The organism is Rhodococcus sp. DT1 (assembly GCF_049844875.1).
Taxonomy (GTDB): Bacteria; Actinomycetota; Actinomycetes; order Mycobacteriales; family Mycobacteriaceae; genus Rhodococcus.
In genome coordinates, this window is sequence record NZ_JBNCLW010000001.1 from 405516 (window position 1) to 428256 (window position 22741).

A 22741-nucleotide genomic window follows, 5' to 3' on the forward strand; every position below is an offset into this window, starting at 1 on the left:
TCCGTTTGGCGAAGTATTTGGTTACAGCAAGCAACTATATGTTATAGTTGCATGTCGTAACCAAATACTTGTCTTCGGAGGTTTTCGTGCCGGTTCGGACCGAGACGGCGCACGAACTCGTGGACGCCATCTTTCTGCTGGGTAGAACGATGCGCTCGGCGCTCGCGCACAACGAGACCGCAGTGCTTCCCAACACGCTCGTCGGGGTGCTGATCCTCCTCGCGAGAGCGGGGGAGTGCCGACCCAGCGAACTCGCCGCGGAGATGTGCGTCAGTCAGTCCTCGCTCAGCCGGCAGATCGGTGAACTCGTCGAACGGGGGCTCGTCGAAAGACGCCCGGACCCCGGTGACCGGCGAGCACACACCCTCCGATGTACGCGGAAGGGACTGGACGTTCTCGAGTCGGTCCGCGAACTGCGCACCGAGCGATTGTCCGCCGAACTCGCCGACTGGGATCAGCAGCAGGTCGACGACGCGATCGCAGTTCTCCGCCGGCTCAACGCTTCATTGCTTCCGATAGCTACCGCCACCGCCCAAAGGACTTCTTCATGACCACCACCGACTCCAGGCACGGCGCTTTTCCGCCAGGTCCTGAGGCAGAGGCCGATGCGCCGATGACGCACCGCGAGATCCTCGTCGTTCTCTCCGGTCTGCTCGCCGCGCTCTTCACCGCGCTGCTGAGCAGCACGATCGTGTCGACGGCGCTGCCCACGATCATCGCCGACCTGAACGGGACCCAGACTCAGTACGCCTGGGTGATCACCACCGCCCTGCTCGCGAACGCGGCATCCACCCCGATCTGGGGCAAGTTCGCCGATCTGTTCAACAAGAAACTCCTGGTACAGCTGTCGATCCTGGTCTTCGTGGTCGGGTCGGTGCTCGCCGGCGTCGCGCACAACGTGCCGATCCTGCTGGCTGCTCGTGTGGTGCAGGGCATCGGCATGGGTGGTCTGACCGCCCTCGTGGTGGCGATCATCGGCAGCATCATCCCGCCCCGCGAGCGCGGTCGCTACTCCGGATACATGGGCGCGGTCATGGCCGTCGCGATGTCGGGCGGTCCCGTCCTCGGCGGCGTCATCGTCGACACCCTCGGCTGGCGCTGGTGCTTCTACGTCTGTGTACCGATCGCCGTCGTGGCCCTCGTCCTGCTCCAGCGCACCCTGCACATCGAGACCGTGCGCAAGCAGAACGTCAACATCGACTGGCTCGGCGCGACCCTCATCACCGCTGCGGTGAGCGTCCTGCTCGTCTGGGTGTCCTTCGCCGGGAAGGCCGGCTACTACGAGTGGATCTCCGCCGAATCGGCGCTCTACGTCGGCGTGGGATTGGCGCTGCTCATCGCGACGATCATCGTCGAGACGAAGGTTGCCGACCCGATCATCCCGCCGAAGATCGTCTCCGAGCGCACCACGGCGCTCGCGATCATCGCGTCCATCGCCGTCGGTGTCGGCCTGTTCGGTGCCACTACGTTCCTCGGCCAGTACTTCCAGACCGCTCGCGGATACAGCCCCACCGAGGCGGGTCTGCTCACCATTCCGATGGTGGCGGGAACCCTGGTCTCCTCGATGCTGTCCGGTCAGCTCATCACGCGTTTCGGTAAGTGGAAGGGCTTCCTCATCGGGGGTGCGGTCCTGCAACTCGTCGGCTTCGCGCTGCTCGGGACCATCGACCACACCACGTCGCTGCTCGCCATCAGCGGATACATTGCGATCGTGGGTCTCGGCACCGGCATGCTGATGCAGAACCTCGTGCTCGCCGTCCAGAACACCGTCAGCGTGCGCAACATCGGGGCGGCCAGTAGCTCCGTCGCGTTCTTCCGCACCTTCGGTGGCGCGATCGGCGTCTCCGTCCTGGGCTCGATCCTGGCGTCGCGAGTCGCCACGATCTCGGCCGAAGGATTCGCGAAGCTCGGCATCGATGCCGGGGCCGGCGGCGGAGGCAGCCTCGACCTGAGTGTGCTGCCCGCGCCCGTCGTCGAGATCGTGCAGCACGCCTACGGTGACGCTACCGGCACGCTCTTCCTCGTGGCCGCAGGCTTCGCAGTGATCACGTTGCTCGCAGTCGCTGTCATCCCCAACCGGGAACTGCGCACCACCATCGACCTCGTCGAGGAGCCGACCGGTGACGAGCGCACCAAGGACACGACCGACGTGTGACGCACGTTGCGGACGGGGCCCGATGTCGTGTGCATCACGACATCGGGCCCCGTCTCTGCGGAGTGCGCTCACCCCCTTGTTGCAATCGCTCCGTAGACTGGTGATCACTTGCTCGCGCGGCCACGCGCGAATCCCGAGCCGGAGGGAGCTTCTCCAGGTGGGTGTCTTGTCCCGCATACAGTCCCCCGACGATCTTCGTCGGTTGACCCCCACCGAGATCACGCAGCTCGCCGGGGAAATCCGCAATTTTCTGGTCGAGAAGGTGGCTGCGACCGGGGGACACCTCGGGCCCAATCTCGGCGTCGTGGAACTGACCATCGCGTTGCATCGGGTCTTCGACTCGCCGCGCGACCCGATCCTCTTCGACACGGGCCACCAGGCCTACGTCCACAAGATCCTCACCGGACGCAGAGATCGGTTCGACACCCTGCGCCAGCGCGGGGGGTTGTCCGGCTACCCGTCCCGGTCCGAGAGCGAGCACGACTGGATCGAGTCGTCGCATGCGTCGGCGGCGCTGTCGTACGCCGACGGCCTCGCCAAAGCTTTCGCGCTGACCGAGGAACCCGACCGCACGGTCGTCGCGGTCGTCGGCGACGGAGCGCTCACCGGCGGAATGTGCTGGGAAGCGCTGAACAACATCGCCGCCGGCGCCGACCGATCACTGGTGATCGTCGTCAACGACAACGGCCGTTCCTACGCACCGACGATCGGCGGACTCGCCGACCATCTCGCGGTGCTGCGCCTCAAGCCCGGATACGAACGTGCCCTCGACAACAGCCGCCGGATCGTCAAGCGGCTTCCGGTGGTCGGTCCCACGGCGTACTCGGTGCTCCACGGCATGAAGGCCGGCGTCAAAGACGCGGTCAGCCCGCAGGTGCTGTTCACCGATCTCGGGATCAAGTACCTCGGACCGGTCGACGGCCACGACGAGCCGGCCATGGAGGCGGCTCTGCGTCGCGCCAAGGCCTACGGCGGCCCCGTGATCGTCCATGCCGTGACCCGTAAGGGCGCCGGGTACGCACCGGCCGAGAATCATCTGGCCGATCTGATGCACGCGACCGGAATCATGGACCCGCGCACCGGTGTGGCCACATCGTCGTCGTCCTCACCCGACTGGACGTCGGTGTTCTCCGAGGAACTGATCGCCCAGGCGGAAGGACGCAACGAGGTCGTCGCCATCACCGCGGCGATGCCCGGCCCGACCGGACTCTCGAAATTCGCCGAGCGGTTCCCCGACCGCACCTTCGACGTCGGTATCGCCGAGCAACACGCCGTGACGTCCGCCGCCGGCCTCGCGCTCGGTGGCCTGCATCCCGTCGTCGCGGTGTATTCGACGTTCCTCAACCGCGCCTTCGACCAGTTGCTGATGGATGTCGCGTTGCTGAAGCAGCCCGTCACGATGGTGCTCGACCGAGCGGGCGTGACCGGATCGGACGGCGCGAGCCACAACGGCATGTGGGACTTCTCCCTCCTGGGCATCGTCCCCGGCATTCGCGTGGCTGCGCCGCGCGACGCGGCGACCTTGAGAGAAGAGCTTGCCGAAGCACTCGACGTCTCCGACGGCCCCACCGTGCTGCGCTTTCCGAAAGGCTCGGTCGGGAAAGACATCCCGGCCGTCGAACGCATCGACGGAATCGTCGACGTGCTGCGGATGCCCGAGGAACGCTCCGGCGACGTGCTCGTCGTCGCGGTGGGTGCATTCGTGCGACTCGCACTCGACGCCGCCGAGGTTCTCGCGGAGCAGGGGATCAGCGTCGCGGTCGTCGATCCGCGGTGGGTGCTCCCCGTCCCCGAATCGATCACCGAACTGGCGCGCGCATTCCGGCTCGTCGTGACGATCGAGGACAGCGGTACACACGGCGGTGTGGGGTCGGCGGTGGCCGCTGCGCTCCGCGACCGCGACATCGACGTACCCCTGCGCGCCCTCGGGGTGCCGCAGCGGTTCCTCGATCACGCGTCGCGCTCCGAGATCCATCAGGAACTCGGGCTCACCGTCGAGGACGTCGTGCGCCGTGTGACGGGATGGGCTGCCACCCCGCACACCGTCGCGTCTCCCAAGGCGGCCGCACACGGCACTGCGTCGGCCGGAAACGGCAACGGTGTTGCCCCGAAGAAGGGCACGGAAGCGGAACTCGAGCGGGAGGTCGGCTGATCCCCCCGGGGATCAGGTCTGCATGTCCTCGAGTTCCATTCCCTTGGTCTCCCGAATCTTCGACTTGACGAAGAAGAACGACAGCAACGCGAAGAACGCGAACAATCCGTAGAGGAACCACAGGCCCACAGCTGATGTCAACGGCGGGAAGGCCAGGGTCACGGTGAAATTCGCGATCCAGTTCGCGGCCGTACTGATACCGAGCGCGACAGCCCGCATTCGGTTCGGGAACATCTCGCCCAGCATGACCCACATGATGGGTCCCCAGGTGGCGGCGAAGAAGATGACGAACGCGTTCGCGCCGACGAGTGCCACGGCACCCCACGGTGCCGGCAGCGACACGTCGTCGCCTCCGCCCTCGGCTTGGGAGAACGCGATCGCGGCCAGCAACAGGCTGACGAACATCCCGAGGGAACCGGTCATCAGCAGCGGTCGCCGGCCGATCTTGTCCACGAACAGGATCGCCACGAAGGTCATCACCACGTTGATCAGGGCGGTGATCACCGAGGTCGTGAACGACTCGTTCTCGGTGAACCCCACCGACTGCCACAGTGTCGTCGAGTAGTAGAAGATCGCGTTGATGCCGACGAACTGCTGGAAGATCGCCATCGTGATGCCGACCCAGACGATCGATTGCAACCCGAAGACCGGGCCCCGGATATCTCCGAACGACGCCTTCGTATCGCGCCGCAGTGTCAGCCGGATCTCGCGTACCCGTTCTTCCGGTTCCAGTTCACCGGTCACGTTGGCGAGGACCTCGGCGGCTTCCTCGTCGAGATCCTGCCCCACCAGGTATCGCGGCGACTCGGGGATCAGCACCGCGAGTATGCCGTAGACCGCAGCGGGGACGACTCCGACGAGGAACATCCACCGCCAGGCCTCGAGTCCCCACCACAGGTCGTTCGACGCACCGCCTGCGGCGTTCTGCAACACCGCGTCGGACAGCAGGGCCGCGAAGATGCCGAGGGTGATGGCGAGTTGCTGCAGCGAGGCGAGACCGCCGCGGTACCGGGCCGGTGCGATCTCGGAGATGTAGGTCGGCGCGATGACCGACGCGATGCCGATGCCCAGTCCGCCCAGAACCCGCCAGAGCATGAGGTCGGGGACGCTGAACGCGAGGCCGGAACCGGTCGACGAGACCAGGAACAGGATCGAGCCGAGCACCATGACTCGCTTGCGGCCCCAGCGATCGGCGAGCCTGCCCGCGAACCAGGCACCTACCGCGCAGCCGAGCAGCGCGATCGCGACCGCGAACCCGGTGACGAACGAACTGAGCGCGAAATTCTGCTCGATCGAGTCCACAGCGCCGTTGATGACGGAGCTGTCGAACCCGAACAGGAATCCGCCCACTGCAGCGGCGACGGTAACCGCGATGACCTTGGCAGCGTGTGCGGACGACGGTTGCGTCATGAAAGCTCCTGCTGACGTCGTGCACCACCCGGGGGCGCTGCTCGGTCGGAAAGCTACGGCAATTGCTCATCGGGGACACTACGCCGCGACAGGTTGCGGGGGACGATCTTCACACGAAGAAAGGCGTGCCGCCCCAGGGGGCGACACGCCTTCTTTTCAGGTGCGCCGAGCGCAACCGGTGCTACGCGACGTCGGCGACGCCCGGGGCCAGGAAACGCTTGCCGTTGACGGCCTCCGACGTTCCGGTGCGATCCAGGTACGGCGTGATGCCGCCGTTCCAGAACGCGAAGCCGCCGCCGAGGATCAGGCACAGGTCGATGTCCTCGGGTGCTGCGACGACACCTTCGTCGAGCATGATCGCGATCTCCTCTGCGAATGCCCGGCGGGTGCGCTCGAGCACCTCCTCCGCGGTGGACGGGGAGTCACCCTGCGGCCACAGTGCGGCGACCTCGGGATCGACGACCTGCTGCCCGTCGGCGTACGACCACACGCCGGGCTTACGGGCTTCCACCAGCGCCTCGAGACCGGGCGACGACACGAAGCGGTCGGGGTACGCGGCCTGCAGGGTCTCCCCGGTGTGCAGGGCGACGGCGGGCCCGACCAGCGCGAGCAACGTGAACGGCGACATCGGCATGCCGAGCGCGCCGACGGCGTTGTCCGCCACCTCGAACGGGGTGCCTTCGTCCACAGCGGTCATGACCTCACCGAGGGTGCGGGTGACCAGGCGGTTGAAGACGAAGCCGGGCTTGTCGCCACACAGCACGGCGGACTTCTTCAGCGACTTGGCCGTCGCGAATGCCGTTGCCAGCGTGGCGTCGTCGGTCTTCTCGCCCCGGATGACCTCGAGCAGCGGCAGCACGGCGACCGGGTTGAAGAAGTGGAATCCCACGACCCGCTCGGGATGCTGCAGGCCCGACGCCATCTCGGTGATCGACAGCGACGAGGTGTTCGTGGCGAGGATCGTCTCGGGCGTGACGTGCTGCTCGAGCTCGCTGAACACCTGCTTCTTGACGTCCATGTTCTCGAACACGGCTTCGATCACGAAGTCGGTCTTCGCGAACGCGGCCTTGTCGAGCGAACCGGTGACGAGCGCCTTGAGGCGGTTCGCGGCGTCGGGCGACAACCGGCCCTTGCCCTGCAGCTTGTCGATCTCGGTGTGGACGTAGCCGACACCCTTGTCGATGCGATCCTGGTCGATGTCGGTCAGGATCACCGGCACCTTGAGCTGACGGACGAACAGCAACGCGAGCTGGCTGGCCATCAGGCCCGCGCCCACGATGCCGACGCCGCTGATCTTGCGGGCGAGGGACTTGTCCGGAGCGCCGGCGGGGCGCTTGGCGCGCTTGTTGACCAGATCGAATGCGTACAGACCCGCACGCAGTTCGTCGGACATCAGCAGGTCGGCGAGCGCCTCGGTCTCGGCGTCGAAGCCCTTGCTCAGCGACTCGGGATCGGAGATGTCGGTGGTGCGGGCGAGTTCGAGGAGCTCGATCGCACGCTCGGCGGCGGGGGAGAAGCCGCGGGTCTTTCCGGCGACGAGGGCCTTGGCGCGTGCCATGGCGGCATCCCAGCCGGCCCCGCGGTCGATCTCCGGACGCGCCGGCACGATCTCGCCCGCGAGCACCTTCGACGCCCACGCGAGCGACTGCTCGAGGAAATCGGCCGATGCCAGCACGACGTCGGCGTAACCGAGCGCCTCGGCCTGCTTGGCCTTGATGGTGCGGCCGTTGTTCAGCGGATTCTCGAGAATCAGGGTGACGGCGTTGTCGGGGCCGACGATGTTCGGGAGAAGCTGTGTGCCACCCCAACCGGGGACCAGGCCGAGCATCGTCTCGGGCAGGCCGAGCGCCGGAACGTTGTCGGCGACCGTGCGGTAGTGCGTGTGCAGTCCGACCTCGAGTCCGCCGCCGAGCGCCAGACCGTTGACGAAGGCGAAGGTCGGGATCGTCGTGTCGCGCAGACGGCGGAACACGTTGTGTCCCAGGGTTCCGAGCTCCACGCCCTGTTCACGGCGCGTGACGGCGGGAACGCCCTTGAGATCGGCGCCCGCTGCGAAGATGAACGGCTTGCCGGTGACGGCGATCGCGGCCGGGTTGGCGGCGAACGCCTCGTCCAGCGCCTTGTCGAAGGCGAGCAGTCCCGCGGGACCGAACGAGTTCGGCTTGGTGTGGTCGAAGCCGTTGTCCAGCGTGATCAGGGCTACCGGTCCCTCGATGCCGGGGACGGAAAGCAGCTTGGTGTACGCGTGGGTGACGACCTCGTCGGCGAACGCGGACGCGATCCCCGTCGCGTCGGTCGCCCCGTGTGCGGTGTCCGATGTCATGGTTATGCGGCTCCGGATTCGTAATCGGCGTGGTTCGGGTTCTCCCAGATCACGGTGCCGCCCATGCCGAGACCGATGCACATGGTCGTCAGGCCGTAGCGGACCTCGGGATGCTGCGCGAACTGGTGCGACAGCTGGGTCATCAGGCGGACGCCCGACGAGGCGAGCGGGTGGCCGCACGCGATCGCACCGCCCCACTGGTTGACGCGCGGGTCGTCGTCGTCGATGCCGAAGTGCTCGAGGAACGCGAGCACCTGCACGGCGAACGCCTCGTTGATCTCGAACAGACCGATGTCCTCGATGCTCAGGCCGGTGCGGGCGAGCAGCTTCTCGGTCGCGGGGACGGGGCCGATGCCCATGACCGCGGGATCGACGCCCTGGAAGGAGAAGCCGACCATGCGCATGCCGACGGGCAGACCGAGCTCACGTGCGGTGTCCTCGCCCGCGAGAATCGCGGCCGTCGCGCCGTCGTTGAGACCCGCTGCGTTGCCCGCGGTGATACGGCCGGCGGGGCGGAACGGCGTCTTGAGCTTTGCGAGATCTTCGATCGTGGTGCCCGGGCGGGGCGGCTCGTCCTCGGTGGCGAGGCCCCAGCCGGTGGCGGAGCGAGTCGCGACGGGAACCAGCGTGTCGGCGATCCAGCCGGCCTTCTTGGCGGCGTCGTACTTGTTCTGGCTGTTGACCGCGTAGGCGTCGGTGCGGTCCTTGGTGATGCTCGGGAACCGGTCGTGCAGGTTCTCGGCGGTGTTGCCCATGACGAGCGCGCTCGGATCGACCAGCTTGTCGGCGAGGAAACGCGGGTTGGGGTCCGCGCCCTCACCCATCGGGTGGCGGCCCATGTGCTCGACACCACCGGCGATGACGACGTCGTACTGACCGAAGCCGATCCCGGATGCCGTGGTGGTCACGGCCGTCATGGCGCCTGCGCACATGCGGTCGATGGCGAAGCCGGGCACGGTTTCCGGCAGGCCCGCGAGAATCGCGGATGTCCGGCCGATGGTCAGGCCCTGGTCGCCGGTCTGTGTGGTGGCCGCGACTGCGACCTCGTCGACACGGGAGGGGTCGAGCTGCGGATTGCGGCGCAGCAGTTCACGGATCGCCTTCACGACGAGGTCGTCGGCACGGGTCTCGGCGTACATGCCCTTGGGGCCGGCCTTACCGAACGGAGTCCGGATTCCGTCGACGAAGACGACGTTGCGTTGTGTTGAGGTGGTGGGAGCCACGCGGATTCCTCCTGATGGAGCGATTACTCGCCGACACGTGCCGTGGCGAGGAGTGCTCGATCGCCAGACGGCGACCGGCCTCGCGGACAAGCCTACATTGTCATTACCGGTGAGTAACTTAATACCTGCGATTTGGCGCCGGTATGCGGGTCACCCCGGCGCACGCCTGTGAGCAGTGTGTTCTCGCTCCCCGCGGTGCCCGTAGGCGCCGACTGACATGGTGACGCCGGATGCACGCGTCACCCCTCGGCAAGTTAACGAGCATTCCCACCAAGCGGCGACACGGCGCACGGGCATCGCCATCGGGCTCGTTCCTCTTGACACTGCTTGATCTGCGGATACATTGCACTCCATGATGCGACGTCGGCCCGACCCCACGGTGCAGGGCGTGGTAGGTGAGGCAGTGTTCCTGCTCAGTTCCCCTCGACGCTTCCTCACGGAGATTGCACTTGCCCCGGTCGGGCGCGGAGTAGCCGAGCACAGCAAGGCCCTCACGGACCCGATTGCTCGTTTCCGGAACACGAGCGCGTACATCTTTCTTGTGGCGTTCGGCAGCGACGAGGAGCGGCGCGCGGTGGTCCGGTTCGTCAACCGTGCTCATGCGCCCGTCCGGGCAGAGGGATACAACGCCTTCGACCCGAAGTTGCAGTTGTGGATCGCGGCGGTCATGTTCCACGGTGGCCGCGACATCTACGAACGCTTCTTCGGGCCTCTCGACCGGTCGGAGGCCGAGCGGATGTACCGGGAGTTCGCGGTCTACGGCACCGCGCTTCAGGTTCCGGCGGAGTTGTGGCCGGCCGACCTCGCGGCATTCGAGGACTACTGGGACAGCGTCGTCGCAGATCTCGTCGTCGACGACACCGTCCGTGCCTACGCGCACGCACTGCTACGCGGCGGGCACGCGCCGTGGTACATCCGCGCGGGTATGTCACCCGCCCGCTTCCTCACCGTCGGTCTTCTCGATGCCCGCATCCGCGACGCCTACGGCCTCCTCTGGACGGACCCTCAGCAGCGCAGGTTCGACCGCGCCATGCGGGTCGCCGCGCCGCTGTACCGGGCACTTCCGCTCCGGGTGCGCCACCTTCCCGCGTCGCTCGTCCTGCATGACGCGCGTCGCCGGTTCGGGGCACGTTCGGCCACGACGGACGGGGCGCCGGCGTGAGCCGTGTGCCCGTCGGACCGGTAAGCGGCCGTGGCGACGAGGGGCACGCCACCGTCGCCGTAGTGCCTCCCGGGCGCGGGAGCCGCCGTAGCCGGGCCCTCGCGGCGGTCCTCGCCGTGAGCGCCCGGATCCTCGCGGACGTCGTCCCGCTCGGCCCGGTGCCGCTCGGCGGTCTGCGTCTCGGATTGTCGGGCGCCGGTCGCCTCGACCTCGCGCGGGGCACACGCGTCGCGCGCGACCGCACCGGACCGGTCCCCGGCCGATGGGTGGTCCCGCCCGGGACCGGCGACTCGCCGCACGTTCTCTACTACCTGCACGGGGGAGGCTTCGTGATGGGGTCGTCCGCGTCGCACATCGGCGTCGCCGCCCGAATCGCCCGTGCCGCAGGAGTCCCCGCATTCCTGCCCGATTACCGTCGCGCACCGGAAGCACCGTTCCCGGCAGCGCCCGACGACGTCCGCGCCGGGTTCGACCACCTCCGGATACGTGGCTACGCTGCCCGCGACATCGTGATCGCCGGAGATTCCGCCGGCGGCCACCTCGCCTACGGACTCGTCGTCGAACTCGACCGGGAAGGCGCAGATCTGCCCGCCGGGGTCGCACTCGTCTCTCCGTGGCTGGACCTGTGGCTCCGCACCGGCTGGGAACGTGAAGCGGCCCGGCGTGATCCGTTCCTGTCGGTGAAGTTCGCAGACCGTGCGCGGCGCGCCCACGTCCCGGACGGCGACCCGGCCGATCCTCGCCTCGATCTGCTCGCCGCGACTCCCGGGCCGCATTGGCCGCCGTTTTTCGTCCAGGGCGGGGAAACCGAAGCGATCACCGGCGACACGCAGGCCCTCGAGGAGGCTCTCGCCGCGGCGGGAGTGCCCCACGAACTGCAGATCTGGCCCGGACAGGTACACGTGTGGCACGCATTCCACCCGCTCGTCCCCGAGGCGGCCGCTGCGGCCCGGCACCTCGGACACTTCGTGCGCGACGCTCTCGCACGAGGAGCAGATCCGTCCTGACCGGTCGCTACTCCGCCGGCGCGAGAGCTTTCGCGAGCCGCGGTGCCGTCAGCGCCCGCTGCCACGGCCGGGCACCTCCGGCCGCGAACTTCTCCTCGATGTAGGCCTCGGCATCCGACCCGGGCGTGACGTCCCAGTCCCAGCACAGGCGCCGAACGAGTTCGGGGCTCACCAGATTCTCGACGGGAACCGACACCTCCTCGCTCAGCGCTGCGAGTTCGGCGCGCGCGGCCGTCAGTCGTGCGGCAGCCTCGGGATGGTGCCGGGCCCACCGGCCCACGGGCGGAGGACCGGTGAACGGCGGGGTGACCGGAGGCAGTTCCGACGTGGGCAGGGCGCGGGCACGATCGATCGCCGACAACCACAGCCGCGACGACCGCCGCTGACGAGGTCCACCGAAGACCGGGAGGGCGCGCAGGTCGGTGAGGGTGGCCGGCGCGGCCTCCGCCGCCGCAATGATCGCCGAATCCGGAAGGATGCGGCCCGGCGCGATATCCCGGTTCGCGGCGATCTCGTCCCGGGTGATCCACAACTCGCGCACGATCGCGAGACGGCGCGGGTCTTTGAGCGTGTGGATCTTCGACGTTCGCCGCCAACGTTCGGGCTTCGGTGCGGGTGGTCCGGCCAGCCGGATGTGTTCGAACTCCTGCGCGGCCCACTCCGTCTTGTTCTGCCGTTCGAGTTCCTCGGCCATCGCGTCGCGGAGTTCGACGAGGATTTCCACGTCGAGCGCCGCGTAGTTCAGCCAGGAGTCGGGCAGCGGACGCGTCGACCAGTCCGCGGCCCCGTGCCCCTTCCTCAGTTCGAACCCCAGCGTGTCGGCGACGATCGCAGCGAGCCCGACCCGCGGGAACCCGGCGAGCCGGCCCGCCAGTTCGGTGTCGTACAGCACAGCGGGGTGCAGGCCCAGTTCTGCCAGGCCCGGAAGATCCTGGTCGGCCGAATGCAGCACCCACTCGAGGTCGTTGATCACTTCCGCGAGCGGCGCGAGGTCGGCTGCCGTGGGGATCGGGTCGAGAAGCACGGTGCCGGCGCCGTTGCGCCGCAACTGGACGAGATAGGCCCGGGCGGAGTAGCGGTAGCCGGAGGCCCGTTCCGCGTCGACGGCCAGCGGTCCGTGCCCGCGGGCGAGCAGCGCAGCCGCCTCGGCGACACCCGCGGCGGTGGTGACCACCTCGGGTACGCCCTCCCGCGGCTCGAGGAGCGGCACCGTCGCCGCGGGCGGGTGCTCGTTCGGGGAATCACCGCCAGTGGGAGAGCTGTGCTCGGGCACTACCGTCTCGTGGTCCTGGCCTGCAGACATGGGCGTGACTCTAGCGGCTGTCCTGGGAAAGCGAGATTGTGCCGCGCGCAGAACGGGCGCTCATCGGCTCACGCCGTCGATGCTCGAGTCCTCGTCGTCCGATGACCGGGCCTGCTCCGCGGCGGCCAGCAACTCGTCGAGCGCCGGCGCCAGACAGTCGGTCAGTACCCACAGGTCCGGGACCAGTTCCGGGCAGGTGATGAGGCCGACGTCGAGTTTGTCTTCGAGCGAGATCACCGTGATGTTGAGTCCGGCTCCGTGGAAGAGCGGGCCGAACGGGTACAGCGCGGTCACGTGCGCTCCGAGGAAGTAGAGCGCCTGCGGGGGACCGGGCACGTTGGAGATGACCAGGTTGTGGATCGCGGGGTGTTTGTCGGCGAGCCGCAATGCGGCGTACGTGCGCATGGCTGCGCCGAACACCGCAGCTCCCATGAACTGCGACCAGTCCTGCAGCATGTTCGCGCCCAGCTCGGCGTTGTGGTCCTTGGCCACCTCGTTCGCGTCGGCGAGTGCGCGCAGGCGCTCGACCGGATCTTCGATGTGGGTGTGCAGGCCCGCGAACATCGCCGACACCTGGTTACGTCCCGGCCGGTCGGACTCCTCGTGGACCGAGACCGGCACCATCCCGACGAGCGGACTGTCGGGGAGTTCGCCCCGGCCTGCGAGGTAACTGCGCAGCGCACTCGCCACGAGGGTCATCACCACGTCGTTGACCTTGACGCCGAACGCGTTCTTCACGGCTTTGACATCCGCGAGGTCGAGTTGGGCGAACGCCACGGCCCGGTGGCCGGTGATCGTCGAGTTGAACGGGGTCCGCGGCGCGGTGAAGGGGGCCGGCATGGCGTCTCCACGGCGCGCTCGTGCCACCCAGGACGCCACCGAGGTCACGGCGGACGGAAGTATCCGGGCCAGGTGCAGGGGACGCAGGGCGACGTTCACCGCGCCGGCGACCGCCATGTAGATCTCGTTTCCGCCGCCGACGCCGGGGGCGATCGTGTCGGGGCGCGGTGCCGCCGGGTCGAGGCTGCACAGCTGAGCGATCATCGCCGCACCCGACACCCCGTCCACGCCTGCGTGGTGCATCTTGAGGATCACCGCGATCGAACCGTCGTCGAGTCCTTCGACCACCCACATCTCCCACAGGGGCTTCGCACGGTCGAGCGGCTGCGCGGCGATGTGGCCGCACAGGTCGGCGAGTTCGGTCCGCGAGCCCGGAGACGGTACCGCGACATGATGCAGGTGACGGTCGAGGTCGAAGTCCTTGTCGTCGACCCAGACCGGATGGTCGAGATTGAAGCGGCTGTCGGCGAGCTTCATGCGGAAGGCGGGGACCGCGTCGAGGCGTGCGTCCAACTCCCGGCGGACGGCCCGGTAGTCGTATCCGTCCGGCACCGTGGAGGGATCGAGGACGAGCAACCCGCAGATGTGCAGGTGCTGGCTGGGGGTTTCGAGGTAGAGGAAGCCGGCGTCGAGACCACTGAGGCGCTGCATGCCCCTCAGGCTAGAACTCGACCGTCTCCCGAAGGCCCGAATCGGGCGTATCCGTCAGGACCGCAGTTGCGCTACGCCGGTAGGCGGAAGACCCGCGGCGTATGCGAGGACATCGCAGAAGGCTTCGACGTGCGGGGCGAGCACGTCGGAGCGAGGAGTCCACGACGCGCGAAGCTCGAGTTGATGCGCTCGCGGAGGGCCGGCGATGTCGCCGAACCGCACCGAACTCGTCGCCGTCACGGTTCCGCCGAGCGCGGTCAACGGCTCGCCGTGCGCTTCGAGGGCATCGACCAGCCAGCTCCAGGCCACATCCGGAAGCAGCGAGTCGGCGGCGAGTGAGGCGTCGACGTCGGCCTGGATGTACGCGACGAGCCGAGTGGTGCCGTGCCAGGCTTCGTCACCGTTCGGGTCGTACAGGAGGATGAGGCGGCCGAAGGCATCGCCTTCGGATTCCTCGGGGACACCGTCGGACTCGTCGTGCAGGACCTCGGCGCCCAGCGCGAAACTGTGCGGTGCCAGTCGCTGCGGTGGTCTGATCGGTGCCACTTCGATCTCGCTGCGGACGGTGGCCGCCTTCATCGATTCGACGGCCGCGCGGAAGCGGGCCGGCTCGGGTGAGGTGGTCACGACAGCGGACGTTAGCGCCGGTGACGCAGTGCACGCGGGAGGCGCGCCGGTTCCGGCGGGGCGGGGGAGCGTGGCAGCATGGGCTTCGAACCGGGGTCCGACCGAACCCGACGAGACCGAAGAACGAGGATCGATGACCGGCTTGGAAAACACGAACGTCGCTTCCGCGGTGCCCGCGGAGTACCCGTCGCGCAGAGCGTTGCCGGAGGCTCCGTTGCTGGCTGCGGCCCGGGGGAAGCAGCCGTCGCACCGCCCGGTGTGGTTCATGCGTCAGGCGGGGCGTTCGCTGCCGGAATACCGGGAGATCCGCGCGGGCGTCGGCATGCTCGAATCGTGCTTCGACCCCGAACTCGTCTGCGAGATCACGATGCAGCCGGTACGCCGGCACAAGGTCGATGCCGCAATTCTGTTCTCCGACATCGTGGTTCCGCTCAAGGCTGCGGGAATCGATCTCGACATCGTCGCCGGAACCGGGCCGGTCGTCGCCGACCCGGTGCGCACCGCTGCCGATGTCGCCGCCCTTCCGCACCTCGAAGCCGAGGAAGTGGGCGCGGTCGCTCGCGCCGTGACGTTGCTGACCAAGGAACTGGGCACCACTCCGCTGATCGGTTTCGCGGGAGCCCCCTTCACGCTCGCGTCCTACCTGGTCGAAGGTGGCCCGAGCCGCAACCACGAGCGCACCAAGGCGCTCATGCACTCCGATCCGGCAACCTGGCACTCGCTGCTCGGGCGTCTGACCGACATGGCCATCACTTTCCTGCGCGCCCAGCTGGCAGCCGGCGTCGACGCGATCCAGCTGTTCGACTCGTGGGCCGGGGCGCTCCCGTTGTCCGACTACCGCGAATACGTGCTCCCGCACTCCGAGCGCGTGTTCGCAGAACTCGCTGCCGCCCAGGTACCGCGGATCCATTTCGGTGTGGGCACAGGCGAATTGCTCGGCGCGATGGGCGAGGCCGGAGCCGACGTCGTCGGAGTCGACTGGCGCATCCCGCTCGATGTGGCGGCGCAGCGGGTCGGGCCGGGTAAGGCGCTGCAGGGCAACCTCGATCCCGCCATCCTGTTCGCCGGCTGGGACGTCATCGAACGCGAGGTCCGGCGCGTGGTCGCCGAAGCGGACCGCGCACTCGCGGCCGGTGCGACAGGCCACATCTTCAACCTCGGCCACGGTGTGCTGCCCGACACCGATCCCGACATGCTCACCCGCGTCGTCGAGCTGGTGCATTCGTTGTGACCGACCCTGTCGTCGCCGTCGTCGGTGGTGGCATCAGCGGCCTCGTCGCCGCCTACCGCTTGCGCGGCGCACTCGGCCCCGATGCCCGGATCGTCGTACTCGAACGGTCCCCGCGACTCGGCGGCAAACTGCACACCGTGGACCTCGCGAACGGGCCCGTCGACGTGGGCGCCGAAGCCTTCATCGCACGTCGGCCCGAGGTTCCCGCCCTGCTCGACGAACTGGGCCTGAGCGACCAGATCGTCCATCCGTCGGGCGCGCGGCCACTGCTCTATGCCGGGGGCCGGCTTCGGCCGCTGCCCGCCGGGACGCTCATGGGTATCCCCGCCGACGCCCGTTCCGTCGAAGGACTCGTCGACGACGAGACGCTGCAGCGCATCAGCGACGAACCGGGCGTGCCGCTCAACTGGGATCGGACCGGCGACATGTCGGTTGCCGCGCTCGTCGGCTCGCGTTTCGGCGAGCAGGTCGTCCGCCGCAGTGTCGATCCGCTCCTGGGCGGGGTCTACTCGGGACTGTCCGACACCGCCGGTGTCCGCGCCACCGTCCCGGCGCTCGCCGCGGCACTCGACGCCGGTGCGACGAGCCTGACCGCCGCGGTCGCGGCGGCACTTCCGGCACCGTCGCACACCCCCGTCTTCGGCACTCTGCGCGACGGCTACGGGGTGCTGCTCGCAGCGCTCGAGCGTGCGGCCGCGCCCGAGATCCACCTGGAGACCACCGCGGGCGGGCTGCGCCGCAGCAACGGACGATGGTCGCTCGACCCCGTCGGCGAGGTCGACGGAGTTGTGCTGGCGGTACCCGCCACCGAGGTCGCCGCGCTTCTGGCCGAGGCGGTGCCGACGGCCGCGGACCTTGCGGCAGAGATACCCCTCGCGTCGTCGGTCGTCGTCGCTCTCGCTCTCCCCGGCGGTTCGGCGTTGCCGCAGAACTCCGGGATTCTGGTGGCGACCGGAGAAGAACTCGCCGCGAAGGCGTTCACCCTGTCGAGCCGGAAGTGGCCACATCTCGCGCAGCGTGACGTCGCGCTCGCCCGGGCGTCGTTCGGGCGCTACGGCGACGACGCGCTGCTCTCCGCCTCCGACGAGCAACTCGTCACCCTCGCCCGCGCCGACCTCGCCGCCGTGACCGGAGTCGAGGACGAGCCGGTGGCCTCCTACGTGCAGCGCTGGCACGGGGGGCTTCCGCAGTATCGGTCCGGGCACAACGATGTCGTCGGCGCGCTCGACGCCGCAGTCGCGGAAGTCGACGGACTCGAAATCGCCGGCGCGATGCTGCACGGTGTCGGCGTCCCCGCATGCGTCGCGTCGGGAACCACCGCGGCGGCACGACTCGCCGCACGAATGGCAGGATGAACGGTATGGCACGTCTCGATTACGACAAACTCAATTCCACCCTCCGCTACACCATGTGGTCCGTCTTCCAGGTGCAGCCGGGCGTTCTCGACGACGACCGCGCAGCGGCGATCAAGAACGCGAAGGAGTTCTTCGCCCAGTTCGACGACACCGATGTCACGGTCCGCGGCATCTACAACGTCGCCGGCACCCGCGCGGATGCCGACTTCATGATCTGGTCGCACGCCGAGCGGCTCGAAGACCTCCAGAAGCTCTACGCCGATTTCCGGCGCACCACGGACCTGGGCCGGGCCAGCGCGCCGGTGTGGTCGAATGTCGCGCTGCACCGCCCCGCAGAGTTCAACAAGAGCCACGTGCCGGCGTTCATCGCCGGTGAGGAGCCGGGCGCATACGTCTGCGTCTACCCGTTCGTCCGCTCCTACGAGTGGTACCTGCTGCCCGACGCCGAGCGCCGGACCATGCTCGCCGATCACGGCAAGGCAGGACGCGGCTACCCCGACGTCCGCGCGAACACCGTGCCCTCGTTCGCACTCGGCGACTACGAGTGGATCCTCGCCTTCGAGGCACCCGAACTCGACCGGATCGTCGATCTGATGCGCGACCTGCGTGCGACCGAAGCCCGGATGCACGTGCGCGAGGAAACACCCTTCTTCACCGGTCCGCGCGTCGAGGTCGAAGCGCTCATCGAGTCGCTGCCCTGACCGTGACCGGCCCGACCGGCCCGACCGGCCCGATCGGTACGGACGGCTCCGCGCTGCCCGGAGCACGCTTCTCCCAGATGGCGCACTGGGGTATGTACTCCGCGGAGGTGCGTGACGGCGAAGTCGTCGCCGCGCACCCCTACGCGGGGGACGCCGATCCGTCGCCGATCCTGCAGAACATTCCGGGATCGGTGCGGCACCGCTCCCGGATCACGGGTCCCGCGATCCGGCGGGGATGGCTCGAACACGGGCCGGGACCGAGCACCGACCGCGGCAGCGACGAATTCGTCGCCGTCTCCTGGGACGAACTCACCGAGTTGCTCGCCGCGGAACTGACGCGAGTAGCGGAGCGTCACGGCAACCGCGCGATCTTCGGTGGATCGTACGGATGGTCGTCGCCCGGACGTTTCCATCACGCACAGAGCCAGGTGCACCGTTTCCTGAAGATGTTCGGTGGATACACCCGCTCGGTGCACAGCTACTCGCTGGGCGCGACCGGCGTGATCATGCCGCGAGTCGTCGGGGCCCATTGGAAACTGTTCGCGCGCTCCACCAACTGGGACGTCATCGCGCGTGAGACCGACCTGCTCGTGTGCTTCGGTGGTGTGCCGCTGAAGAACACCGGCGTCAACGACGGCGGCACCAGCGACCATCCGACGCGCGGCGCCCTCGACCGGATGCGCGCCCGCGGAGGACGCATCGTGTCCATCACCCCGCTGCGCGACGACGTCCACGGCGAGCACGAATGGCTGGCCCCCCGCCCGGGCACCGATGTCGCGATCATGCTGGCGCTCGCCTACGTCCTCGCGTCCGAAGGTCTGGCCGATCGCAAGTTCCTGGACCGCTACTGCACCGGATACGACCGGTTCGAGGCGTACCTGCTCGGCCGCACCGACGGTGTTCCCAAGACACCGGAATGGGCTGCGGAACTGTCGGGTCTGCCGGCCTCCACTCTCGTCGATCTCGCTCGCCGGATGGCCTCCGGCCGGACGCTGATCTCGGTGACGTGGTCGCTGCAGCGGGTACGACACGGTGAGCAGGCACCGTGGGCCGGTATCACTCTGGCGGCCATGCTGGGTCAGATCGGTGTTCCCGGTGGGGGATTCGGCCACGGGTACGGATCGATGAACGAACCCGGCCGTGCGCCCGTGCCCTACCCGCTGCCCACCCTGTTCCAGGGCAACAACGACGTCGAGGACTTCATCCCCGTCGCCGCGATCTCCGATCTTCTGCTGCATCCGGGGGAGCAGTTCGACTACGACGGCCGACGGCTGACATTTCCGGATACCCGTCTCGTCTACTGGGCGGGCGGCAATCCGTTCCATCACCATCAGCATCTCGCCCGCCTGCGCCGCGCATTGACGCGGCCGGACACGATCGTCGTCCACGACCCGTACTGGACGCAGATGGCCAAGCACGCGGACATCGTCGTGCCGTCCACCACCGCGCTCGAACGCGACGATCTGTCGTGCACGCGCAACGATCCGCTGCTCGTCGCAATGCAGGCGGCCGCACCCCGTTTCGCCGACGCCCGCGACGACTACGACACCTTCTCCGCCCTCGCGCACCGACTGGGATTCGGGGAGCGGTTCACGGAGGGGCGCACGTCGGCGCAGTGGCTCGAGCACCTGTACGGGCAGTGGCGCGGCTACGTCCTCGCCGACGAGCGCCGGCTCGAGGACCCGCCACCGTTCGCGGAATTCTGGCGTCGCGGCCACGTCCGCATGCGCACCGAGGACGACCTCACGCTGTTCGAGGAGTTCCGGGCCGACCCGGAGCACAATCCGCTCCGCACACCGAGCGGGCGCATCGAGATCTTCTCGGCGGACATCGACGGCTTCGGATACGACGACTGCGCGGGCCACCCGACGTGGTACGAACCGGAGGAGTGGCTCGGCGGTGAGCGGGCACAGACGTTCCCACTGCACTTGATCGCGAACCAGCCCAAGAGCAGATTGCACAGCCAGCTCGACCATGGTGCGACCAGTCAGAAGAGCAAGGTCCACGGCCGCGAACCGATCCGGATCCATCCGCAGGACGCGGCGGAGCGCGGAATCACCCCCGGCGACGTGGTGCGCGTGTACAACGACCGGGGTGCGTGCCTGGCCGGTGCGCTGCTCGACGAAGGACTGCGCCGCGGGGTCGTCCAACTCGCGACGGGAGCGTGGTACGACCCGCTCGACCCTGCCGATCCGGAGTCCATGTGCGTGCACGGCAACCCGAATGTTCTCACTCCCGACACGGGCACGTCGTCGCTGGCGCAGGGATGCACGGGTCAGCACGTGCTCGTCGAGATCGAACGGTTCGAGGGGGAGTTGCCGCCCATCCGCGCGTACGACCCGCCGACGATCAGGCCCCGCCGACCGTGACGTGAGGAAACGCGCGGTCTACAACCCGAGCGATTTCTACAACCCGAGTGATTTCTGCACGTTGTGCAGGGTCGCGGCGGATTCGGCCAGTCCGGCCGCTTCGTCTTCCGAGAGCGGCACCTCCAGAACTCTGTCCGCGCCGCCCGCGTCGACGATGGTCGGCAGCGACAGGCACACGTCGCGCATGCCGTGGATCCCGGTCTGCAACGAGGACACGGGCAGCACGCGCCGCTGGTCGCGCAGCACTGCCTCGACGATCCGGGCCGTCGACAGCCCGATCGCGAGGTTCGTCGCACCCTTGCCCTGGATGATCTCGTAGGCGCTGCGCACCACTTCGTGGAAGATGTCTGCGCGGGTCCGGGCATCGAACACGACGCGATCGTCGACCGTGTACGAGTCGATGGGAATGCCACCGACGGACGCTCCCGACCACAGCGCGAGTTCGGAATCGCCGTGCTCGCCGACGACGAACGCGTGGGTGTTCTCGATCGCCACCCCGGCACGCTCGGCGATGAGATAGCGCAGACGACCCGAGTCGAGAACCGTGCCGGACCCGAAGATCCTGCCGTCGTCGACGCCGGTCACCGCGATGGCCGCTGCCGTGACGATATCGACGGGATTGCTGACGAACAGAATCACCGCGTCGGGAGACTCCGCCAGCAACCGGGGCGTGACCGACTGTGTGATCGCGACGTTGGCCGCTGCGAGATCGAGCCGGGACTGACCGGGCTTCTGTTTCGCGCCCGCGGTCACGACAACGAGGTCGGAATTTGCGGTCACGGAAATATCGTCGCTGCCTTCGATGCGGCAGGCCGGAGTGAACTGGGTGCCGTGATTGAGGTCGAGAACCTCGGCGCGCACCCGAGCCGCGTTGGTGTCGAACAACGCAATCGTGTTCGCGGTGCCGCGGAGCAGGCACGCGTATGCCACCGCCGCTCCGACGCTGCCGACGCCGACGATGGACACCTTCGCTGTGCCGATCCGGGGCCCGCTGCGCGTTGTCGCCATGGTCCGATCATGGCCCCATAGCCACGACGGCGCCACCCGGCGGGTTCGCGTCGCACAGCGGGGCAGTCGGTGAGTCGATAGCCTCGGACCATGAGCGCGCGACCGTTCGATGCTGTTCTGTTCGACTTTTCCGGCACGCTGTTCCGGCTCGAAGAGGACGAGAGCTGGATGGCCGGCATCACCGATGCACGAGGTGGGGCCTTCGACGTGAGCCGGCAGGCCGAACTGATGCGGCGGCTGACCGCTCCTACCGGACAGCCTGTGGAGATGGACGCGGAGGAGCATCACGCCTGGATCAATCGCGACCGTGACCCGCGCCGGCATCGGGAGGCGTATCTGACCGTGCTCTGCAGATCCGGTGTCGAGGACCCGCAGCAGGCTCAGACGCTGTACGGAAAGGTGGTCGATCCGACGAGCTGGACGGTGTACCCGGATACCGTGCCCGTGATCGAAGCACTCGCGGGCGACGGCATCGCGGTGGGGGTCCTGAGCAACATCGCATTCGACATCCGGCCTGCCTTCGCCGCACTCGGCATCGACGACCTGGTCTCCGTGTTCGCGCTGTCCTTCGAGATCGGTGCGGTCAAACCGGAGCCCGAGATCTTCCGTTATGCCGTCGAAGCGCTCGGGGTCGAACCCGAACGCACCCTGATGATCGGCGACAGTGTGGAAGCGGACGGCGCCGCTACAGAGATCGGGTGCGCGTTCCGCCTCGTCGAGCCACTCCCGACGACGGAGCGGCCCGACGGGCTGTGGAGCGCCTTGAAGGACGCGGGGGTTACGTTGTCGGAACCAGGCGCAAGGAAATCGAATTGATGCAGTAGCGCTGGTCGGTGGGGGTCGGGTAGCCCTCGCCCTCGAAGACATGGCCGAGGTGACTGTGGCACGAGGCGCACAGCACTTCCACGCGGCGCATCCCCAGCGAATCGTCGGTCCGCAGGATCACGGCGTCGGAGTCGGCGGGATCGAAGAACGACGGCCAGCCGCAGTGCGACGGGAACTTCTCGCTGCTGCGGAACAGTTCGGCGCCACATGCCCGGCATTCGTAGACACCCTCGGACTCGGTGTCGGTGTATTCACCGGTGAAGGGCCGTTCCGTGCCGGCCTGACGCAGCACCGCATACTCGGCGGGAGTGAGCTTGTCGCGCCACTCGTCCTCGCTCAGCACAACCTTGGGAGCGGGTTCGGATCGGGGAGTGGAAGTCATGTCCCCACGCTAGTCGC

General features: G+C 68.2%; 17 protein-coding genes and 1 pseudogene. 10 read left to right on the top strand and 8 right to left on the bottom strand.

Annotated features, from left to right (window positions below; all coding sequences use genetic code 11):
• Positions 1 to 86: 86 nt before the first annotated feature.
• The 3 genes and pseudogenes from ACLQ3J_RS01870 to dxs all read left to right on the top strand — a co-directional run.
• The gene (locus tag ACLQ3J_RS01870) at positions 87 to 551 is read left to right on the top strand and encodes a MarR family winged helix-turn-helix transcriptional regulator (RefSeq protein ID WP_169620689.1); all 465 of its coding nucleotides are present in this window, start codon (positions 87 to 89) and stop codon (positions 549 to 551) included.
• Positions 548 to 2155 (top strand): MDR family MFS transporter, encoded by a 1608-nt coding sequence (locus ACLQ3J_RS01875; RefSeq protein ID WP_206038721.1) that lies wholly within the window; start codon positions 548 to 550, stop codon positions 2153 to 2155. The genes ACLQ3J_RS01870 and ACLQ3J_RS01875 overlap by 4 nt, the downstream gene beginning before the upstream one ends.
• 157 nt (positions 2156 to 2312) lie before the next feature.
• Positions 2313 to 4187: pseudogene (dxs, locus tag ACLQ3J_RS01880) on the top strand (1-deoxy-D-xylulose-5-phosphate synthase); the annotation flags it as partial.
• Positions 4188 to 4319: 132 nt separating this feature from the next.
• Here the strand turns inward: dxs and ACLQ3J_RS01885 are convergent.
• The 3 genes from ACLQ3J_RS01885 to ACLQ3J_RS01895 all read right to left on the bottom strand — a co-directional run bounded on the left by ACLQ3J_RS01885 (position 4320) and on the right by ACLQ3J_RS01895 (position 9263).
• Positions 4320 to 5717, bottom strand: a complete 1398-nt coding sequence (locus tag ACLQ3J_RS01885; protein WP_169620691.1) for a sugar porter family MFS transporter — start codon at positions 5715 to 5717, stop codon at positions 4320 to 4322.
• A 181-nt stretch (positions 5718 to 5898) separates the two neighbouring features.
• Positions 5899 to 8040 carry a 3-hydroxyacyl-CoA dehydrogenase NAD-binding domain-containing protein gene (locus tag ACLQ3J_RS01890; protein WP_296551147.1) on the bottom strand — a complete coding sequence of 714 codons (2142 nt, stop codon included), beginning with the start codon at positions 8038 to 8040 and terminating at the stop codon, positions 5899 to 5901.
• A 2-nt stretch (positions 8041 to 8042) separates the two neighbouring features.
• A complete protein-coding gene (locus tag ACLQ3J_RS01895; RefSeq protein ID WP_169620693.1) occupies positions 8043 to 9263 on the bottom strand; it encodes a thiolase family protein in 1221 nt (406 codons plus the stop codon).
• 352 nt (positions 9264 to 9615) lie between these two features.
• On the opposite strand from ACLQ3J_RS01895, the gene ACLQ3J_RS01900 reads away from it, so the two are divergent.
• Both ACLQ3J_RS01900 and ACLQ3J_RS01905 read left to right on the top strand, forming a co-directional pair.
• Positions 9616 to 10425: an oxygenase MpaB family protein gene (locus ACLQ3J_RS01900; protein ID WP_425902011.1), complete on the top strand. Its 810-nt coding sequence runs from the start codon at positions 9616 to 9618 to the stop codon at positions 10423 to 10425.
• Positions 10422 to 11432 carry an alpha/beta hydrolase gene (locus tag ACLQ3J_RS01905; protein ID WP_425902013.1) on the top strand — a complete coding sequence of 337 codons (1011 nt, stop codon included), beginning with the start codon at positions 10422 to 10424 and terminating at the stop codon, positions 11430 to 11432. The genes ACLQ3J_RS01900 and ACLQ3J_RS01905 overlap by 4 nt, the downstream gene beginning before the upstream one ends.
• Positions 11433 to 11439: 7 nt before the next feature.
• Here the strand turns inward: ACLQ3J_RS01905 and ACLQ3J_RS01910 are convergent, their stop codons facing one another.
• The 3 genes from ACLQ3J_RS01910 to ACLQ3J_RS01920 are packed head-to-tail and all read right to left on the bottom strand — an operon-like array spanning position 11440 to position 14853.
• Positions 11440 to 12735 (bottom strand): ribonuclease D, encoded by a 1296-nt coding sequence (locus ACLQ3J_RS01910; protein WP_296551142.1) that lies wholly within the window; start codon positions 12733 to 12735, stop codon positions 11440 to 11442.
• Positions 12736 to 12795: 60 nt separating this feature from the next.
• A complete protein-coding gene (locus tag ACLQ3J_RS01915) occupies positions 12796 to 14226 on the bottom strand; it encodes a WS/DGAT/MGAT family O-acyltransferase (RefSeq protein WP_296551141.1) in 1431 nt (476 codons plus the stop codon).
• A gap of 54 nt (positions 14227 to 14280) precedes the next feature.
• Positions 14281 to 14853, bottom strand: coding sequence for a DUF3000 domain-containing protein (locus ACLQ3J_RS01920; RefSeq protein ID WP_169620697.1), 573 nt, complete (start codon positions 14851 to 14853; stop codon positions 14281 to 14283).
• A 133-nt stretch (positions 14854 to 14986) separates the two neighbouring features.
• Here ACLQ3J_RS01920 and hemE point away from each other — a divergent pair, with 133 nt between their 5' ends.
• The 4 genes from hemE to ACLQ3J_RS01940 all read left to right on the top strand — a co-directional run bounded on the left by hemE (position 14987) and on the right by ACLQ3J_RS01940 (position 20509).
• On the top strand, positions 14987 to 16084 hold the full coding sequence (hemE, locus tag ACLQ3J_RS01925) for a uroporphyrinogen decarboxylase (protein ID WP_296551140.1): 1098 nt from the start codon (positions 14987 to 14989) through the stop codon (positions 16082 to 16084).
• Positions 16081 to 17439: a protoporphyrinogen oxidase gene (locus ACLQ3J_RS01930; RefSeq protein ID WP_425902014.1), complete on the top strand. Its 1359-nt coding sequence runs from the start codon at positions 16081 to 16083 to the stop codon at positions 17437 to 17439. Before hemE ends, ACLQ3J_RS01930 begins: the two co-directional genes overlap by 4 nt.
• A gap of 5 nt (positions 17440 to 17444) precedes the next feature.
• On the top strand, positions 17445 to 18140 hold the full coding sequence (gene hemQ, locus ACLQ3J_RS01935; RefSeq protein ID WP_169620700.1) for a hydrogen peroxide-dependent heme synthase: 696 nt from the start codon (positions 17445 to 17447) through the stop codon (positions 18138 to 18140).
• Between the two features lie 77 nt (positions 18141 to 18217).
• The gene (locus tag ACLQ3J_RS01940; RefSeq protein ID WP_296551225.1) at positions 18218 to 20509 is read left to right on the top strand and encodes a molybdopterin-dependent oxidoreductase; all 2292 of its coding nucleotides are present in this window, start codon (positions 18218 to 18220) and stop codon (positions 20507 to 20509) included.
• A gap of 36 nt (positions 20510 to 20545) precedes the next feature.
• Here the strand turns inward: ACLQ3J_RS01940 and ACLQ3J_RS01945 are convergent, their stop codons facing one another.
• Positions 20546 to 21517 (bottom strand): L-lactate dehydrogenase, encoded by a 972-nt coding sequence (locus tag ACLQ3J_RS01945; RefSeq protein ID WP_169620701.1) that lies wholly within the window; start codon positions 21515 to 21517, stop codon positions 20546 to 20548.
• 90 nt (positions 21518 to 21607) lie between these two features.
• Here ACLQ3J_RS01945 and ACLQ3J_RS01950 point away from each other — a divergent pair, with 90 nt between their 5' ends.
• The gene (locus ACLQ3J_RS01950; RefSeq protein WP_169620702.1) at positions 21608 to 22333 is read left to right on the top strand and encodes an HAD family hydrolase; all 726 of its coding nucleotides are present in this window, start codon (positions 21608 to 21610) and stop codon (positions 22331 to 22333) included.
• On the opposite strand, the gene msrB is transcribed toward ACLQ3J_RS01950, so the two are convergent.
• Positions 22296 to 22724 carry a peptide-methionine (R)-S-oxide reductase MsrB gene (msrB, locus tag ACLQ3J_RS01955; RefSeq protein WP_169620703.1) on the bottom strand — a complete coding sequence of 143 codons (429 nt, stop codon included), beginning with the start codon at positions 22722 to 22724 and terminating at the stop codon, positions 22296 to 22298. The two genes, ACLQ3J_RS01950 and msrB, sit on opposite strands and share 38 nt — an antisense overlap.
• Between the last annotated feature and the right edge of the window lie 17 nt (positions 22725 to 22741).

Bases quoted from the DNA above. Each gene is read 5' to 3' on its own strand.
- ACLQ3J_RS01875 (WP_206038721.1), top strand. From the start codon at position 548: ATGACCACCACCGACTCCAGGCACGGCGCTTTTCCGCCAGGTCCTGAG.
- ACLQ3J_RS01885 (WP_169620691.1), bottom strand. From the start codon at position 5,717: ATGACGCAACCGTCGTCCGCACACGCTGCCAAGGTCATCGCGGTTACC.
- ACLQ3J_RS01890 (WP_296551147.1), bottom strand. From the start codon at position 8,040: ATGACATCGGACACCGCACACGGGGCGACCGACGCGACGGGGATCGCG.
- ACLQ3J_RS01900 (WP_425902011.1), top strand. From the start codon at position 9,616: ATGATGCGACGTCGGCCCGACCCCACGGTGCAGGGCGTGGTAGGTGAG.
- ACLQ3J_RS01910 (WP_296551142.1), bottom strand. From the start codon at position 12,735: ATGTCTGCAGGCCAGGACCACGAGACGGTAGTGCCCGAGCACAGCTCT.
- ACLQ3J_RS01915 (WP_296551141.1), bottom strand. From the start codon at position 14,226: ATGCAGCGCCTCAGTGGTCTCGACGCCGGCTTCCTCTACCTCGAAACC.
- hemE (WP_296551140.1), top strand. From the start codon at position 14,987: ATGACCGGCTTGGAAAACACGAACGTCGCTTCCGCGGTGCCCGCGGAG.
- hemQ (WP_169620700.1), top strand. From the start codon at position 17,445: ATGGCACGTCTCGATTACGACAAACTCAATTCCACCCTCCGCTACACC.
- ACLQ3J_RS01940 (WP_296551225.1), top strand. From the start codon at position 18,218: ATGGCGCACTGGGGTATGTACTCCGCGGAGGTGCGTGACGGCGAAGTC.
- ACLQ3J_RS01945 (WP_169620701.1), bottom strand. From the start codon at position 21,517: ATGGCGACAACGCGCAGCGGGCCCCGGATCGGCACAGCGAAGGTGTCC.
- ACLQ3J_RS01950 (WP_169620702.1), top strand. From the start codon at position 21,608: ATGAGCGCGCGACCGTTCGATGCTGTTCTGTTCGACTTTTCCGGCACG.
- msrB (WP_169620703.1), bottom strand. From the start codon at position 22,724: ATGACTTCCACTCCCCGATCCGAACCCGCTCCCAAGGTTGTGCTGAGC.